13 protein-coding genes are annotated in these 14,536 nt (G+C 71.6%); 3 read left to right on the forward strand and 10 right to left on the reverse strand.

Annotated features, from left to right (window positions below):
• Positions 1-13: 13 nt before the first annotated feature.
• Entirely contained in the window at positions 14-1,240 is a 1,227-nt protein-coding gene (locus tag ACFZA0_RS23780; RefSeq protein ID WP_391020406.1) for a serine hydrolase, read from the reverse strand.
• 269 nt (positions 1,241-1,509) lie between these two features.
• Here ACFZA0_RS23780 and ACFZA0_RS23785 point away from each other — a divergent pair, with 269 nt between their 5' ends.
• Positions 1,510-1,977 carry a TIGR03618 family F420-dependent PPOX class oxidoreductase gene (locus ACFZA0_RS23785; RefSeq protein WP_391020408.1) on the forward strand — a complete coding sequence of 156 codons (468 nt, stop codon included), beginning with the start codon at positions 1,510-1,512 and terminating at the stop codon, positions 1,975-1,977.
• A gap of 41 nt (positions 1,978-2,018) precedes the next feature.
• On the opposite strand, the gene ACFZA0_RS23790 is transcribed toward ACFZA0_RS23785, so the two are convergent.
• On the reverse strand, positions 2,019-2,384 hold the full coding sequence (locus ACFZA0_RS23790; RefSeq protein WP_391020410.1) for a DoxX family protein: 366 nt from the start codon (positions 2,382-2,384) through the stop codon (positions 2,019-2,021).
• Between the two features lie 111 nt (positions 2,385-2,495).
• On the opposite strand from ACFZA0_RS23790, the gene ACFZA0_RS23795 reads away from it, so the two are divergent.
• Positions 2,496-2,873, forward strand: a complete 378-nt coding sequence (locus ACFZA0_RS23795) for a winged helix-turn-helix transcriptional regulator (protein WP_391020411.1) — start codon at positions 2,496-2,498, stop codon at positions 2,871-2,873.
• Between the two features lie 101 nt (positions 2,874-2,974).
• Here ACFZA0_RS23795 and ACFZA0_RS23800 read toward each other — a convergent pair whose 3' ends face one another.
• From ACFZA0_RS23800 to tkt, 7 genes are read right to left on the reverse strand one after another with little or no spacing between them, the layout of a single operon-like run.
• Entirely contained in the window at positions 2,975-3,568 is a 594-nt protein-coding gene (locus tag ACFZA0_RS23800) for a histidine phosphatase family protein (RefSeq protein WP_391020413.1), read from the reverse strand.
• A 7-nt stretch (positions 3,569-3,575) separates the two neighbouring features.
• Positions 3,576-4,451: a phosphogluconate dehydrogenase (NAD(+)-dependent, decarboxylating) gene (gnd, locus tag ACFZA0_RS23805; protein WP_391020831.1), complete on the reverse strand. Its 876-nt coding sequence runs from the start codon at positions 4,449-4,451 to the stop codon at positions 3,576-3,578.
• A 15-nt stretch (positions 4,452-4,466) separates the two neighbouring features.
• Complete coding sequence (gene pgi / locus ACFZA0_RS23810) at positions 4,467-6,113, reverse strand: glucose-6-phosphate isomerase (RefSeq protein ID WP_391020415.1); 1,647 nt, start codon at positions 6,111-6,113, stop codon at positions 4,467-4,469.
• Entirely contained in the window at positions 6,106-7,038 is a 933-nt protein-coding gene (gene opcA, locus ACFZA0_RS23815; RefSeq protein ID WP_391020417.1) for a glucose-6-phosphate dehydrogenase assembly protein OpcA, read from the reverse strand. The genes pgi and opcA overlap by 8 nt, the downstream gene beginning before the upstream one ends.
• The gene (gene zwf / locus ACFZA0_RS23820) at positions 7,035-8,729 is read right to left on the reverse strand and encodes a glucose-6-phosphate dehydrogenase (RefSeq protein WP_391020419.1); all 1,695 of its coding nucleotides are present in this window, start codon (positions 8,727-8,729) and stop codon (positions 7,035-7,037) included. The genes opcA and zwf overlap by 4 nt, the downstream gene beginning before the upstream one ends.
• Positions 8,726-9,871: a transaldolase gene (gene tal, locus ACFZA0_RS23825; RefSeq protein ID WP_391020421.1), complete on the reverse strand. Its 1,146-nt coding sequence runs from the start codon at positions 9,869-9,871 to the stop codon at positions 8,726-8,728. Before tal ends, zwf begins: the two co-directional genes overlap by 4 nt.
• Positions 9,872-9,890: 19 nt before the next feature.
• A complete protein-coding gene (gene tkt, locus ACFZA0_RS23830) occupies positions 9,891-11,966 on the reverse strand; it encodes a transketolase (RefSeq protein ID WP_391020423.1) in 2,076 nt (691 codons plus the stop codon).
• Between the two features lie 258 nt (positions 11,967-12,224).
• On the opposite strand from tkt, the gene ACFZA0_RS23835 reads away from it, so the two are divergent.
• Entirely contained in the window at positions 12,225-13,139 is a 915-nt protein-coding gene (locus ACFZA0_RS23835) for a helix-turn-helix domain-containing protein (protein WP_391020425.1), read from the forward strand.
• Between the two features lie 59 nt (positions 13,140-13,198).
• On the opposite strand, the gene ACFZA0_RS23840 is transcribed toward ACFZA0_RS23835, so the two are convergent.
• Positions 13,199-14,437, reverse strand: a complete 1,239-nt coding sequence (locus ACFZA0_RS23840; RefSeq protein ID WP_391020426.1) for an Ig-like domain-containing protein — start codon at positions 14,435-14,437, stop codon at positions 13,199-13,201.
• Positions 14,438-14,536: the final 99 nt, after the last annotated feature.

Raw genomic sequence — 14,536 nt, forward strand, 5'->3', positions numbered from 1 at the left:
CGCCGCGGCGGCGTCAGCCGGTGACCGCCTCGTGCACCAGCCGCTTCAGCTCGGGATACACGGTGTGCGAACTCCTCGGCCGCACCTGGGTCATGAACTGCACGGTCAGGTCGCGGGACGGGTCCACCCAGAACGTGGTGGTGGCCACCCCGCTCCAGCCGTACGTGCCCAGGCCGGCCGGGGCACCGGTGCGGGCGGGGTCGACGACGACGGAGAGCCCGAGCCCGAAGCCGACGCCCGCCTTGCCCGGCTCGTCGTGCGCGGGGGTGCCGAACGCGCGCATGTCGGCGCCGCCGGGCAGCTGGTTGGTGGTCATCCGGTCGACGGTGGCCGCCGACAGCAGCCGGACACCGTCGAGTTCGCCGCCGCGGCGCAGCATCTCCATGAACCGGTGCACGTCGTGGGCGCTCGCCACCAGGCCGCCGCTGCCCGACAGGAACCGGGGGCGGCCCCGCAGCGGCAGCCCGGAGGTGGGGGCGATGCCGCCGTCGTCGGTCTCCGCGTACAACTCCGCGAGCCGTTCGGCCTGTTCGTCCGTGACGTGGAAGCAGGTGTCGGTCATGCCGAGGGGTTCGAAGATCCGGCGCGCGTAGAACTCGTCGAGGGGCTGCCCGGACACCACCTCGACGAGGTGGCCCAGGACGTTGCTGGCGACCGAGTAGTTCCAGCGCGTGCCCGGCTCGAACTGGAGCGGCATCTTCCCGTACACGTCCATCGTCGCGGCCAGGTCCGCGCCGGGCAGCACCGAGGACTCGATGCCCGCCTCCCGGTACAGGGCGTCGACCGGATGGGCCCGGTAGAAGCCGAAGGTCAGGCCCGCGGTGTGGGTCAGCAGGTGCCGGACCAGGACGGGGCCGTCGGCCGGGCGGGTCCTGGTGTCCGAGCCCGAACCGCCCACGTACACCTGCGGATCGGCGAACGCCGGGACGTACCGGGCGACCGGGTCGTCGAGCGAGAGCGAGCCCTCCTCGACCAGCATCATCACCGCGACCGCGGTGACCGGCTTGGTCATGGAGTAGATCCGCCACAGGGTGTCGGACTCCACCGGCAGTCCCGCCGCGACGTCCCGCCGCCCCGAGGCCGTGACGTGGACGACGCTGCCACCGCGGGCCACGGCCACGAGGAAGCCGGGCAGCCGTCCCTCCTCGACCTGACGGGCGAAGTGCCGGTCCAGCCGAGCCAGCGCCTCCGGGTCCAGCCCGGCGGCGTCCGGGTCGGCCTCTTGCCGCAGTAGTGCCATCGGTCTTCTCCGGTTCGGTTGCACGAGATCACTCCGGCATACCCCCGACCGGGGCGTCTAAGACCCCCGGGACGGCGTCCGGTCGGTCACGGCGCACGAGTGCCCCCGTGGCCCACAACCGGCGTACGCCGTACGGCAGTCGGCCCCGGCGGCGAACCGCGAGGTCCGGGGCGCGAGGGCCGGGCGGTGGGGGTGCGCGGGGTGGGCCGTACGGGTGGGGGCGCCGTTCGCGGGGAATGCGCCTTCGGTCACGGGCCGTTGACCGCAGCATGACCAACGAAGCTCAGGACACCCGTCAGGACACCCCTCGCGACGCGCTGCTCGCTCTCCTCGCGGAGGGCGACTCGGCGGTTCTCGTCACCCTCAAGCGGGACGGCCGGCCCCAGCTGTCCAACGTCAACTACGCCTTCGACGCCGCGGAGGGCGTCGTGCGGGTGTCGATCACGGACGACCGCGCGAAGACCCGCAACCTGCGACGCGACCCGCGCGCCTCGTTCCACGTCACCACGCCCGACCGCTGGGCCTACACGGTCGTGGAGGGCACCGCCGACCTCACCCCGGTGGCGGCGGACCCGCACGACGGGACCGTGGAGGAACTCGTGCGTCTGTACCGCGACGTCCAGGGCGAACACCCCGACTGGGACGACTACCGCGCGGCCATGGTCCGCGACCGGCGCCTCGTGCTGCGGCTGCCGGTCGAGCACGTCTACGGCATCCCGCGGGCCGACCGGAGCTGACCGCCCGGGGCCGGCGGGCACGGGCCGTCGCGGCGGGGGACTCAGAGCCAGGACGTGGCCAGCCACACCGCCGCCGCGGCGGCCGCCAGCAGCGCGACGTTGAGACCGATCAGCCGCGCCTCGCCCCGGGACAGGTGCAGTGCGATCCCGCCGACCTGCACGAGCACCAGGCCCGCGGCCGCCGCGAGGGCGAGACCCACCGCGATGCCCGTCAGCGGCGGCAGGACGAGGCCGAGCGCGCCGAGCACCTCCAGCGCGCCGACGGCCCTGACCAGCGGCAGCGGAACCTGGTCGACCCAGCCCATCATGGGCCGGAGCCGGTCCGGGCCGCGCAGGAGCTTGAGACCGCCGGAGTAGACGTAGAGCAGGGCGAGAAGCGCTGCGACGATCCAGTACGCGACATGCATGGGAGTGCCCCCGGGGCGGTTTCGGAAAGTGAGTGCGCTCATCATGGGGGAGGGCCGAGGGGCCCGCAAAAGGCACACGGATGTGCGTGAGGCACAGGAAGCGGGGTCGCCATGGCGCGGTTCGGACGCGGCTGCGTGGTCCGCGGGGACGGCGGACGCGCCGTCCGCCCGGTGCTGGACCGGATCTGCGACAAGTGGACGCTGCTCGTCGTGGCCACGCTCGACGAGGGGCGGCTGCGCTTCACCGAGCTGCACAGGAGCGTCCCCGGCATCTCGCAGCGCATGCTGACCCTGACCCTGCGGAACCTGGAGAAGGACGGCCTGGTGTCCAGGACCGCCCACGCCGAGGTCCCGCCACGCGTCGAGTACGCGCTCACCGACCTGGGCCGGAGCCTGCTGCCGCCGGCCCTCGCCCTGGCGGAGTGGGCCGCCGAGCACGGCGAGCGGATCCGGCAGAGCAGGACCGCGTACGCCGACCGCTCCACGTGAGGCGGTCCAACGGCCCGGCCGCACGGGGGAATTGACGCGACCGGCCGGTGCCGCCGCCGGCAAGCGGCGGCACCGGCCGGTCTGTCCTGCGTGGACGGCTGTTACGGCCGCGCGTTCCACTCGGCGATCACCGGGCGGTCGTGCTCCGTCGACAGGCGGCTGACCGTGCCGGTGGAGAGCTGGAACAGCCGGCCCTCCGCGGGCGCCAGGCCCAGCCTGCGGGCCGTGAGGACTCGCAGGAAGTGCGCGTGCGCCACCAGGACCACGTCGCCGGGCCAGCAGGCGAGTGCCGCGTCGGCCCGGGACAGCACCCGGTCGGCACGCTCCCCGATCTGCTCCGGCGACTCGCCGGGGTGACCGTCGGGGCCGGGCGGCACGCCGTCCGTCCACAGGTCCCAGTCGGGGCGGGTGCGGTGGATCTCACGGGTGGTGACGCCCTCGTAGGCGCCGTAGTCCCACTCGTGGAGGTCGGGATCGGTCACGACCCCGGCCAGGCCCGCGAGTTCGGCCGTGCGGACGGCCCGGTCCAGCGGGCTGGCGAGCACCCGGGCATAGGTGTGCCCGGACAGGAGGGGAGCAAGCGACTTCGCCTGCTCCTCCCCGTGCGTGGTGAGGGGCAGGTCGGTCCAGCTGGTGTGCTGTCCCGACAGGCTCCACTCCGTCTCGCCGTGGCGGACCAGCAGAAGATCCCCCACGGCGCGCCTACTTCGACTCGACGGCGTGGCCGCCGAACTGGTTGCGCAGCGCCGCGATCATCTTCATCTGCGGCGAGTCGTCCTGGCGGGACGCGAACCGCGCGAACAGCGAGGCGGTGATCGCCGGCAGCGGCACCGCGTTGTCGATGGCGGCCTCGACGGTCCAGCGGCCCTCGCCGGAGTCCTGCGCGAAGCCCTTGAGCTTCTCCAGGTGCTCGTCGTCGTCGAGGGCGTTGACCGCGAGGTCGAGCAGCCAGGAACGGATGACCGTGCCCTCCTGCCAGGAGCGGAAGACCTCGCGCACGTCGGTGACCGAGTCGACCTTCTCCAGCAGCTCCCAGCCCTCGGCGTAGGCCTGCATCATGGCGTACTCGATGCCGTTGTGGACCATCTTGGAGAAATGGCCGGCGCCGACCTTGCCGGCGTGCACGAAGCCGAAGTCGCCCTCGGGCTTGAGCGCGTCGAAGACGGGCTGCACCTTCGCGACGTCCTCGGTCTCGCCGCCGACCATCAGCGCGTAGCCGTTCTTCAGGCCGTGGACACCGCCGGAGACACCGGCGTCGACGAAGCCGATGCCCTTGGCCTTCAGCTCCTCGGCGTGCTTCTCGTCGTCCGTCCAGCGGGAGTTGCCGCCGTCGACGACCGTGTCGCCCTCCTCCAGGAGGTCGCCCAGCTCGTCGATGACGGACTGCGTGGGCTTGCCGGCGGGGACCATCACCCACACCGTGCGCGGGGCGTCGAGGGCCTGCACGAGTTCGGCCAGGCTGCCGACGTCGGTGACGTCCGCGTTGCGGTCGTACCCGACGACGGTGTGGCCGGCGCGGCGGATGCGCTCGCGCATGTTGCCGCCCATCTTGCCGAGGCCGATGAGACCAAGTTGCACTGCGGTCATGTCAGTTCACTTCCCGAGCTTGCGGTAGGCGGCCACCAGGGCCGCGGTGGAGGCGTCGAGGCCGGGCACGTCGGCGCCCTCGGTGAGGGCGGGTTCGACGCGCCTCGCGAGGACCTTGCCGAGTTCGACGCCCCACTGGTCGAAGGAGTCGATGTTCCACACGGCGCCCTGGACGAACACCTTGTGCTCGTAGAGCGCGATGAGCTGGCCGAGGACGGACGGCGTCAGCTCCTTCGCCAGGATCGTCGTGGTGGGGTGGTTGCCGTGGAAGGTGCGGTGCGCGACCTGCTCCTCGGCGACGCCCTCCGCCCGTACCTCCTCGGCGGTCTTGCCGAAGGCCAGCGCCTGCCCCTGCGCGAACAGGTTCGCCATCAACAGGTCGTGCTGGGCCTTGAGTTCGTCGCTCAGCTCGGCGACCGGACGGGCGAACCCGATCAGGTCGGCGGGGATGAGCTTCGTGCCCTGGTGGATCAACTGGTAGTACGCGTGCTGCCCGTTGGTGCCGGGCGTGCCCCAGACCACCGGTCCCGTCTGCCAGTTGACCGGGTTGCCCTCGCGGTCCACCGACTTGCCGTTGGACTCCATGTCCAGCTGCTGGAGATAGGCGGTGAACTTGGACAGGTAGTGCGAGTACGGCAGCACCGCGTGCGACTGCGCGTCGAAGAAGTTGCCGTACCAGACGCCCAGCAGGCCCATCAGAAGAGGGGCGTTGGCCTCGGCGGGAGCGGTGCGGAAGTGCTCGTCGACGAGGTGGAAGCCGTCGAGCAGTTCGCGGAAGCGGTCCGGGCCGATCGCGATCATCAGCGACAGGCCGATCGCCGAGTCGAACGAGTAGCGCCCGCCGACCCAGTCCCAGAACTCGAACATGTTGTCCGGGTCGATGCCGAAGTCGGTGACCTTCTCGCCGTTCGTCGACAGCGCCACGAAGTGCTTGGCGACAGCCTCCTGGCCCGACTTGAGGCCGGAGAGCAGCCACTCGCGCGCCGAGGTGGCGTTGGTGATCGTCTCGATCGTGGTGAACGTCTTGGACGCCACGATGAACAGCGTCTCCGCCGGGTCCAGGTCGCGCGTCGCCTCGTGCAGGTCGGCGCCGTCGACGTTGGACACGAACCGCACGGTCAGCCCGCGGTCGGTGAAGCTGCGCAGCGCCTCGTAGGCCATCGCGGGACCGAGGTCGGAGCCGCCGATGCCGATGTTGACGACGTTGCGGATGCGGCTGCCGGTGTGGCCGGTCCACTCGCCGGAGCGGACCCGACCGGCGAAGTCGGCCATCTTGTCGAGGACGGCGTGCACGCCCGGCACGACGTTCTCGCCGTCGACCTCGACCACGGAGCCGGCCGGCGCGCGCAGCGCCGTGTGCAGCACCGCGCGGTTCTCGGTCACGTTGATCCGGTCACCGCGGAACATGGCGTCCCGCAGCCCGAACACGTCGGTGGCGGCGGCCAGTTCCTGGAGCAGCGCCAGCGTCTCGTCGGTGACGAGGTGCTTGGAGTAGTCGATCAGGAGGTCGCCGACCTGGACGGTGTACCGCCGCGCGCGGTCCTCGTCCGCGGCGAACAGCTCGCGCAGGTTCGGGTTGAGCAGGGCGCCGGCGCGGTGGTCCTTGAGCGCCGTCCATTCGGGACGGCGGTCCGGCCGGGGGGTGTCAGACACTGGTGTTCTCCTTGGTGCCCTCGCCCCGCAGGGCGACGGCGTACATCTCGTCGGCGTCGAGGCGGCGCAGCTCCTCGGCGATCAGCTCGGACGTCGGGCGCACCTTCAGCGCGAGGGTGCGCGGCGGCTGGCCGGGCAGGGACAGCGTGGCGAGCGGCCCGTCGGGACGGTCGATGACGATCTCGCCGTTGCCGGTGCCGAGCCGCACCGCGGTGACCACCGGGCCGTTGCTGACGACGCGGTCGACCTGGACGGCGAGGCGGGCCTCCAGCCAGCGCGCGAGCAGCTCGGCGCTCGGGTTGTCGGCCTCGCTCTCGACGGCGGCGGAGACCACCTTGGCGCGGGCCTGGTCCAGGGCCGCGGCCAGCATGGAGCGCCACGGCGTCAGCCGCGTCCACGCGAGGTCGGTGTCGCCGGGCGCGTAGTGGTGCGCCCGGGTCTCCAGCGCGGAGAGCGACGTCTCGACCGCGTACATGTCGGTGATCCTGCGCTGCGCGAGGGCGCCCAGCGGGTCCTTGGACGGGTTGTCCGGCGCGTCCACCGGCCACCACACGACGACGGGGGCGTCGGGCAGCAGCAGCGGCAGGACCACGGAGTCGGCGTGGTCGGTGACCTCGCCGTACATGCGCAGGATGACGGTCTCGCCGGTGCCGGCCTCCGAGCCCACCCGCACCTCGGCGTCGAGCCGGGAGTGCGTGCGGTCGCGGACCGTGCGGGCGTGCCGCTTGATGACGACCAGGGTGCGCGAGGGGTGCTCGTGCGAGGCCTCCTCGGCCGCCTTGATCGAGTCGTAGGCGTTCTCCTCGTCCGTGACGATCACCATCGTCAGGACCATGCCCACCGCAGGGGTTCCGATCGCTCGGCGCCCCTGCACGAGCGCCTTGTTGACCTTGCTTGCCGTGGTGTCGGTCAGGTCGATCTTCATGGCCTGCGCCAGCTCCGTCCGTCTCGTGCGAGCATCTCGTCGGCTTCCTCGGGTCCCCAACTGCCCGAGGCGTACTGGGCGGGCTTGCCGTGCGTGGCCCAGTACTCCTCGATCGGGTCCAGGATCTTCCAGGACTCTTCCACTTCCTGGTGACGGGGGAACAGGTTGGCGTCGCCCAGCAGCACGTCGAGGATGAGCCGCTCGTACGCCTCGGGGCTCGACTCGGTGAAGGACTCGCCGTAGGCGAAGTCCATCGACACGTCGCGGATCTCCATCGACGTGCCGGGCACCTTCGAGCCGAACCGGACCGTCATGCCCTCGTCGGGCTGGACGCGGATGACGATCGCGTTCTGGCCCAGCTCCTCCGTCGCCGTGCTGTCGAACGGCGAGTGCGGGGCGCGCTGGAAGACGACCGCGATCTCCGTGACCCGGCGGCCGAGCCGCTTGCCGGTGCGCAGGTAGAACGGGACGCCCGCCCAGCGGCGGTTGTCGACGTTCAGCGCCACCGCGGCGTAGGTGTCGGTGGTCGAGGACGGGTCGATGCCGTCCTCCTGGAGGTAGCCGCTGACCTTCTCGCCGCCCTGCCAGCCGGACGCGTACTGGCCGCGCACGGTGTGCTCGCCCAGGTTCGCCGGCAGCCGCACCGACTTCAGCACCTTCAGCTTCTCGGTGAGCAGCGACTCCGCGTCGAACGCGGCGGGCTCCTCCATCGCGGTCAGCGCCATGAGCTGGAGCAGGTGGTTCTGGATGACGTCGCGGGCGGCGCCGATGCCGTCGTAGTAGCCGGCCCGGCCGCCGATGCCGATGTCCTCGGCCATCGTGATCTGCACGTGGTCGACGAACGACCGGTTCCAGATCGGCTCGTACATCTGGTTGGCGAAACGGAGCGCCAGCAGGTTCTGGACGGTCTCCTTGCCGAGGTAGTGGTCGATGCGGAAGACCTGGTCCGGCTCGAACACGTCGTGCACCAGGGCGTTCAGCTCCCGGGCACTGGCGAGGTCGTGGCCGAACGGCTTCTCGATGACCGCGCGCCGCCAGGACCCCTCGGGCGCGTCCGCGAGGCCGTGCTTCTTGAGCTGCTGGACGACCTTGGGGAAGAACTTCGGCGGCACCGACAGGTAGAAGGCGTAGTTGCCGCTGGTGCCGCGGGAGCTGTCCAGCTCGTCGACGGCCTCGCGGAGCTGCTTGAACGCGGTGTCGTCGTCGAAGTCACCGGGGATGAAGCGCATGCCCTCGGCGAGCTGCTGCCAGACCTCCTCGCGGAACGGCGTACGGGAGTGCTCGCGCACCGCGTCGTGCACCGTCTGCGCGAAGTCCTGGTCCTCCCAGTCGCGGCGGGCGAAGCCCACCAGGGAGAAGCCCGGCGGCAGCAGACCGCGGTTGGCGAGGTCGTAGACCGCCGGCATCAGCTTCTTGCGCGACAGGTCACCGGTCACGCCGAAGATCACCAGGCCGGAGGGGCCCGCGATGCGGGGCAGCCGCCGGTCGCGCGCGTCGCGCAGCGGGTTCTCCCAGTCGGCGGGCGTGTCCACGGCGGCGGGGGTACCGCCGACGGGGCCGTCCGCCGGGTCCGCGCCCGGCGCGGTCGCCGGTTCGGCGGCGCGCGAGGTCCCCTCGGCCGACGCGGCCGCGGTGCCCTCCTTGCCGCCGGGTACCCCGGCGGGTTCCGTCTCGGGAAGCTCCTTGCTCATTCCCCGTCAACTCCCTTGCTGTCGAGGGACTTGGTGACGGCGTCCAGCAGCTCCTGCCAGGCCGCCTCGAACTTGGCGACGCCCTCGTCCTCCAGCTTGCCCACGACCTCGTCGTAGGAGATGCCGAGCCGCTCGACCGCTTCGAGGTCGGCGCGGGCCTGCGGGTAGCCGCCGGTGACCGAGTCGCCGTGGATGTCGCCGTGGTCCGCGGTGGCGTCGAGGGTGCCTTCCGGCATGGTGTTGACCGTGCCCGGCGCGACCAGCTCGTCCACGTACAGGGTGTCCTTGTAGGCGGGGTCCTTCACACCGGTCGACGCCCACAGCGGACGCTGCTTGTTGGCGCCGGCACCGGCCAGGGCGAGCCAGCGCTCACCGGCGAAGACCTTCTCGTACGCCTCGTAGGCGAGCCGCGCGTTGGCGAGCGCGGCGCGGCCCTTGAGGGCGAGGGCCTCGTCGGTGCCCAGCAGGGTCAGGCGCTTGTCGATCTCGCTGTCGACGCGGGAGACGAAGAACGACGCCACCGAGTGGATCGTCGACAGGTCCAGGCCCCGCTCCCGGGCCTTCTCCAGGCCCGCGAGGTAGGCGTCCATGACCTCGCCGTAGCGCTCCAGGGAGAAGATCAGCGTCACGTTGACGCTGATGCCCAGGCCGATGACCTCGGTGATGGCGGGCAGGCCGGCCCTGGTCGCCGGGATCTTGATCATGACGTTGGGACGGTCGACCAGCCAGGAGAGCTGCTTGGCCTCGGCGATCGTCGCCCGCGTCTCGTTGGCGAGGCGCGGGTCGACCTCGATCGAGACCCGGCCGTCGCGGCCGCCGGTCGCGTCGTGCACGGGGCGCAGGATGTCGGCCGCGGAGCGTACGTCGGCCGTCGTCATCATGCGCACGGCCTCCTCGACCGTGACGCCGCGCGCCGCGAGGTCCGCGAGCTGCTCCTCGTAACCCTCGCCCGAGCCGATCGCGGCCTGGAAGATGGAGGGGTTGGTGGTCACGCCGACCACGTTCTTGTTCGCGATCAGCCCGGCGAGGTTGCCGGAGGTGATCCGCTTGCGCGACAGGTCGTCCAGCCAGATGGAGACGCCCTCGTCGGACAGGCGCTTGAGTGCTCCCGCGGTGGCGGATGCTTCGGTCACAGTGATCATCTTCTTTCTGGCGGTTCGATCAACCGCGCGCGGCGGCCAGGGATTCCCGGGCGGCGGCGGCGACGTTCTCGGGGGTGAAGCCGAACTCGGTGAACAGGGTCTTGGCGTCGGCGGAGGCGCCGAAGTGTTCGAGGGAGACCACGCGCCCGGCGTCGCCCACGTACCGGTACCAGGTAAGACCGATACCGGCCTCCACCGCCACACGGGCCTTCACGGACGGCGGCAGGACACGCTCGCGGTACTCGCGCGGCTGCTCCTGGAACCACTCGACGGACGGCATCGACACCACGCGGGTGGCGGTGCCCTCGGCCTCCAGCAGCTCCCGGGCGGCCACGGCGAGCCGCACCTCGGAGCCGGTGGCGATCAGGACGACCTCGGGGGTGCCGGTGGACGCCTCGTGCAGCACGTACCCGCCCTTGGCGGCGTCGGCGTTGACCGGCAGGGTCGGCAGGCCCTGGCGGGACAGCGCGAGGCCGTGCGGGGCCGGGTTCGTGGCGTGCCGCTTGAGGATCTCGGCCCAGGCCACGGCGGTCTCGTTGGCGTCCGCGGGGCGGACGACGTTGAGGCCGGGGATGGCGCGCAGCGAGGCCAGGTGCTCGACCGGCTGGTGCGTCGGGCCGTCCTCGCCGAGGCCGATCGAGTCGTGCGTCCAGACGTAGGTGACGGGGAGCTGCATCAGCGCGGACAGCCGCACGGCGTTGCGCATGTAGTCGGAGAACACCAGGAAGGTGCCGCCGTAGACACGGGTGTTGCCGTGCAGGGCGATGCCGTTCATCTCGGCGGCCATCGAGTGCTCGCGGATGCCGAAGTGCACGGTGCGCCCGTACGGGGACGCCTCGGGCAGCGGGTTACCGACCGGCAGGAACGAGCTGGTCTTGTCGATGGTGGTGTTGTTGGAGCCGGCGAGGTCGGCGGAGCCGCCCCACAGCTCGGGCAGCACCGGGCCGAGCGCCTGGAGCACCTTGCCGGAGGCCGCGCGGGTGGCGACCGAGGTGCCCTCCTCGAAGACGGGCAGGGCGTCCTGCCAGCCGTCGGGGAGCTGCCCGGCGACGATCCGGTCGAACAGCGCGGCGCGGTCGGTGTTCACCCCGCGCCAGCGCTCGATCTCCTTGTCCCAGGCCGCGTGCGCCTCGGCGCCGCGGTCGAGGGCGGCGCGGGTGTGGGCGAGGACGTCGTCGGCGACCTCGAAGGTCTTCTCCGGGTCGAAGCCGAGGACGCGCTTGGTGGCGGCCACCTCGTCCGCGCCGAGGGCCGAGCCGTGGGCGGCCTCGGTGTTCTGCGCGGTGGGGGCGGGCCAGGCGATGATCGTGCGCATCGCGATGATCGAGGGCCGGTCCGTCTCGTCCCTGGCCGCGCGCAGCGCCGCGTGCAGGGCGTGCACGTCGACGTCGCCGTTCTCGGCGGGCTCGATGCGCTGGGTGTGCCAGCCGTACGCGGCGTACCGGCCCAGGACGTCCTCGGAGAACGCGGTCGCGGTGTCGCCCTCGATGGAGATGTGGTTGTCGTCGTAGACGAAGACGAGGTTGCCGAGCCTCTGGTGGCCGGCCAGCGACGACGCCTCGGCGGAGATGCCCTCCTCCAGGTCGCCGTCGGAGACGATCGCCCAGATCGTGTGGTCGAACGGCGACTCGCCCTCGGGGGCCTCCGGGTCGAACAGGCCGCGCTCGTAGCGGGCGGCCATCGCCATGCCCACGGCGTTGGCGACACCCTGGCCGAGCGGACCGGTGGTCGTCTCGACGCCCGCGGTGTGCCCGTACTCGGGGTGGCCGGGGGTCTTCGAGCCGTGGGTGCGGAACGCCTTCAGGTCGTCCAGCTCCAGCTCGTACCCGGCGAGGTAGAGCTGCGTGTACAGCGTCAGGGAGGTGTGCCCGGGGGACAGGACGAAGCGGTCACGGCCCGTCCACTCGGGGTCGGCGGGGTCGTGCCGCATCACCTTCTGAAAGATCGTGTAGGCGGCCGGGGCCAGGCTCATGGCCGTGCCGGGGTGGCCGTTGCCGACCTGCTGCACGGCATCGGCCGCCAGGAGGCGGGCGGTGTCGACGGCACGCCGGTCCAGTTCGGTCCACTCGAAGCTGTCGGAGGTCTGCGTGCTCATCTTCAAGAAGTCCTCGATCGAGACGTAGTGGCTGGTCGGACGGCTTCAAGTCTAAAAGTCTGACTTTTCGCGGGGAAGGTGCGGGTGTGCCAGCCTGTGGTGAAAGTGGGACACCGGCGTCATGATCGAACCGGCGCGAGAACGACATGGCGGGACACAACCACCACCCCGCGGCAGGGATCATTGCCGTGCGGCCCGCGCGGGCCGGGGCGCCGCACGGCGCCGGTGACGGTCGAGGACAGGGGCACGGGCAAAGGCATGGGCAGGGGTACGGACACGCGGGGGGCCGCGGAGCGGCCCGGCGGCACGGGCGACGGCATCAGGACCTTCCCCTTCCCGGCGGACCTGAGCGTGGGCGGGGTCGGCATCCAGGTGGGACCGCTGGGCGCCGGGCGCACCTGGCACACCGACGCGCCCCTCTACCGCGTCCACCGCATCGACTACCACGTCGTCCTGCTCCTCGACGAGGGCCCGGTGCGGCACATGGTCGACTTCGCCGAGTACGAGGCGAAGGCCGGCGACCTGCTGTGGATCCGACCCGGACAGGTCCACCGTTTCTCACGCACCACCGGGTACCACGGGACGGCCCTGACCATGCAGCCCGGCTTCCTGCCGCGCGCGACGGTCGAGGCGGCAGGGCTCTACCGGTACGACCTGCCGCCCCTGCTGCACCCCGACGAGGCCCAGCTCGCCGGCCTGCGCGCGGCCCTCGCGCAGCTGCGCCGGGAGTACGAGGACGCCACCACCCTGCCGCTGAGCCTGCACACGGCGGTGCTGCGGCACTGCCTGACCGCGTTCCTGCTGCGCCTCGCGCATCTCGCGGCCAGCTCCGAGGAGGCCGCGCGGCAGCGCGCGGACACGACGTTCACCCGCTTCCGGGACGCCGTCGAGCGGGGCTTCGCCGCCAACCACAGCGTCAGCGCTTACGCCGACGGCCTCGGCGTCTCGCGGCGCACGCTGGTGCGGGCGGTCCGGTCCGCGACCGGGGAGACGCCGAAGGGATTCATCGACAAACGGGTCGTCCTGGAGGCCAAGCGGCTGCTCGCCCACACCGACCTGCCGATCGGCCGGGTCGGCGCGGCGGTCGGCTTCCCGGACGCGGCGAACTTCTCCAAGTACTTCCAGCAGCACACGGATGCGACCCCCGCGGTGTTCCGCTCGGAGCTGCGCTGAAAGGAACCTGACGGTACGTCAACAGGAGTCCGGCACGGCCCTGTTGGCGGCGTCGGGCGTCAGAGGGCGCTGCCCGCCCGCCAGTCGGACCACGAGAGGTTCCAGCCGTTGAGGCCGTTGTCCGGCTCCACGGTCTTCTCGCCCGAGTTCTTCACGATCACCACGTCGCCGAGCATCGAGCTCTCGTAGAACTTGTAGCCGTCCACGGACTTGTCGTCCGCGCCCTTCGCGTCGTGCAGGCCGACGCAGCCGTGGCTGGTGTTCTGGCTGCCGAACACCGCGGTCGACGCCCAGTAGTTGCCGTGCACGAAGGTGCCCGAGGTGGTCAGCCGCTGGGCGTGCGGGACGTCCGCGATGTCGTACTCGTCGCCGAGCCCGACCGTCGAGGACTCCATCCGCGTCTGCTTGAACCGCTCGCTGATCACCATGATCCCGGACCAGGTGGCGTGGTCCGGCTCGCCGCCGCTGACCGGGTAGCTGGCCAGCGTCGCGCCGTCCCGCTGGACGGTCATCTTCTTCGCGGAGAGGTCGACCGTGCTGATCTGCTCGCGCCCGATGTGGAAGGTCACGTCCTTGGACTGCACGCCGTACACGCCGTCCGCGCCCTCGACGTCCTTCAGCCGCAGGCTCAGCGTGATCGTCGTCCCGGACGCCCAGTACGTCTCCGGACGGAAGTCGAGACGGGTGTCGCTGAACCAGTGGCCCACCACGTCGACCGCGGGGGACGCCGTCACGGTGATGGCCTTCTCCACGGCGGCCCGGTCGGACACCGCCTTCGTGAAGTTGATCGAGACGGGCATGCCGACGCCGGACGTCGAGTTCGCCTCCGGGGTGAAGTACCCGACGAAGGTCTCGCCCGGGGACTTCGTGGTGAACGTCGCGCTCAGCGCGGTCCCGCCCTCGGGGGTCGCCGCGACCGTGTACTTCGTGCCCGAGTAGGGGTTCTTGGCGGACGTCCACGTGGTGCGGGCGGCGTCGAGCGTCCCCGCGAGGGTCGAGCCGTCGTTGCCCGTGACCTTGACCGAGGCGAGGGTGCCGTCCGTCACGGTGACCTTCACGGGGGCGGAGAAGTCCGCCTTCCTGGTGCCGTTGGCCGGCGTGACCGTGATGGCGGGCTTCTTCGCCGCCGCCCGCGCCGGGGCGGTGGTGGCCGCCCCGCCCTCCGACGCGTCCGCGGAACTGCCGCAGCCGGTCAGGACGGCGGCGGCCGGGACCGCCCCGATGACACCGAGGATCCCGCGCCGGGACCACCCCCGCGCCTTCGGCTCGGACCCGTTCGATATGTGCGACACGCCCACGGCAGGCCTTCCTCCGCATGGTCGCGTCCGGTGGGACTGGGCGCGACGAAATCACCAGTGCCCGTGCATCCTGCGACATTTCCCTGGGTTGATTCTTTG

The organism is Streptomyces sp. NPDC008150, assembly GCF_042956945.1.
GTDB lineage: Bacteria > Actinomycetota > Actinomycetes > Streptomycetales > Streptomycetaceae > Streptomyces.

Coding starts and splice junctions, on each gene's coding strand:
- tkt (WP_391020423.1), bottom strand. CDS start 11,966: ATGAGCACGCAGACCTCCGACAGCTTCGAGTGGACCGAACTGGACCGG.
- tal (WP_391020421.1), bottom strand. CDS start 9,871: ATGATCACTGTGACCGAAGCATCCGCCACCGCGGGAGCACTCAAGCGC.
- ACFZA0_RS23835 (WP_391020425.1), top strand. CDS start 12,225: ATGGGCAGGGGTACGGACACGCGGGGGGCCGCGGAGCGGCCCGGCGGC.
- zwf (WP_391020419.1), bottom strand. CDS start 8,729: ATGAGCAAGGAGCTTCCCGAGACGGAACCCGCCGGGGTACCCGGCGGC.
- ACFZA0_RS23785 (WP_391020408.1), top strand. CDS start 1,510: ATGACCAACGAAGCTCAGGACACCCGTCAGGACACCCCTCGCGACGCG.
- ACFZA0_RS23795 (WP_391020411.1), top strand. CDS start 2,496: ATGGCGCGGTTCGGACGCGGCTGCGTGGTCCGCGGGGACGGCGGACGC.
- ACFZA0_RS23780 (WP_391020406.1), bottom strand. CDS start 1,240: ATGGCACTACTGCGGCAAGAGGCCGACCCGGACGCCGCCGGGCTGGAC.
- ACFZA0_RS23790 (WP_391020410.1), bottom strand. CDS start 2,384: ATGCATGTCGCGTACTGGATCGTCGCAGCGCTTCTCGCCCTGCTCTAC.
- opcA (WP_391020417.1), bottom strand. CDS start 7,038: ATGAAGATCGACCTGACCGACACCACGGCAAGCAAGGTCAACAAGGCG.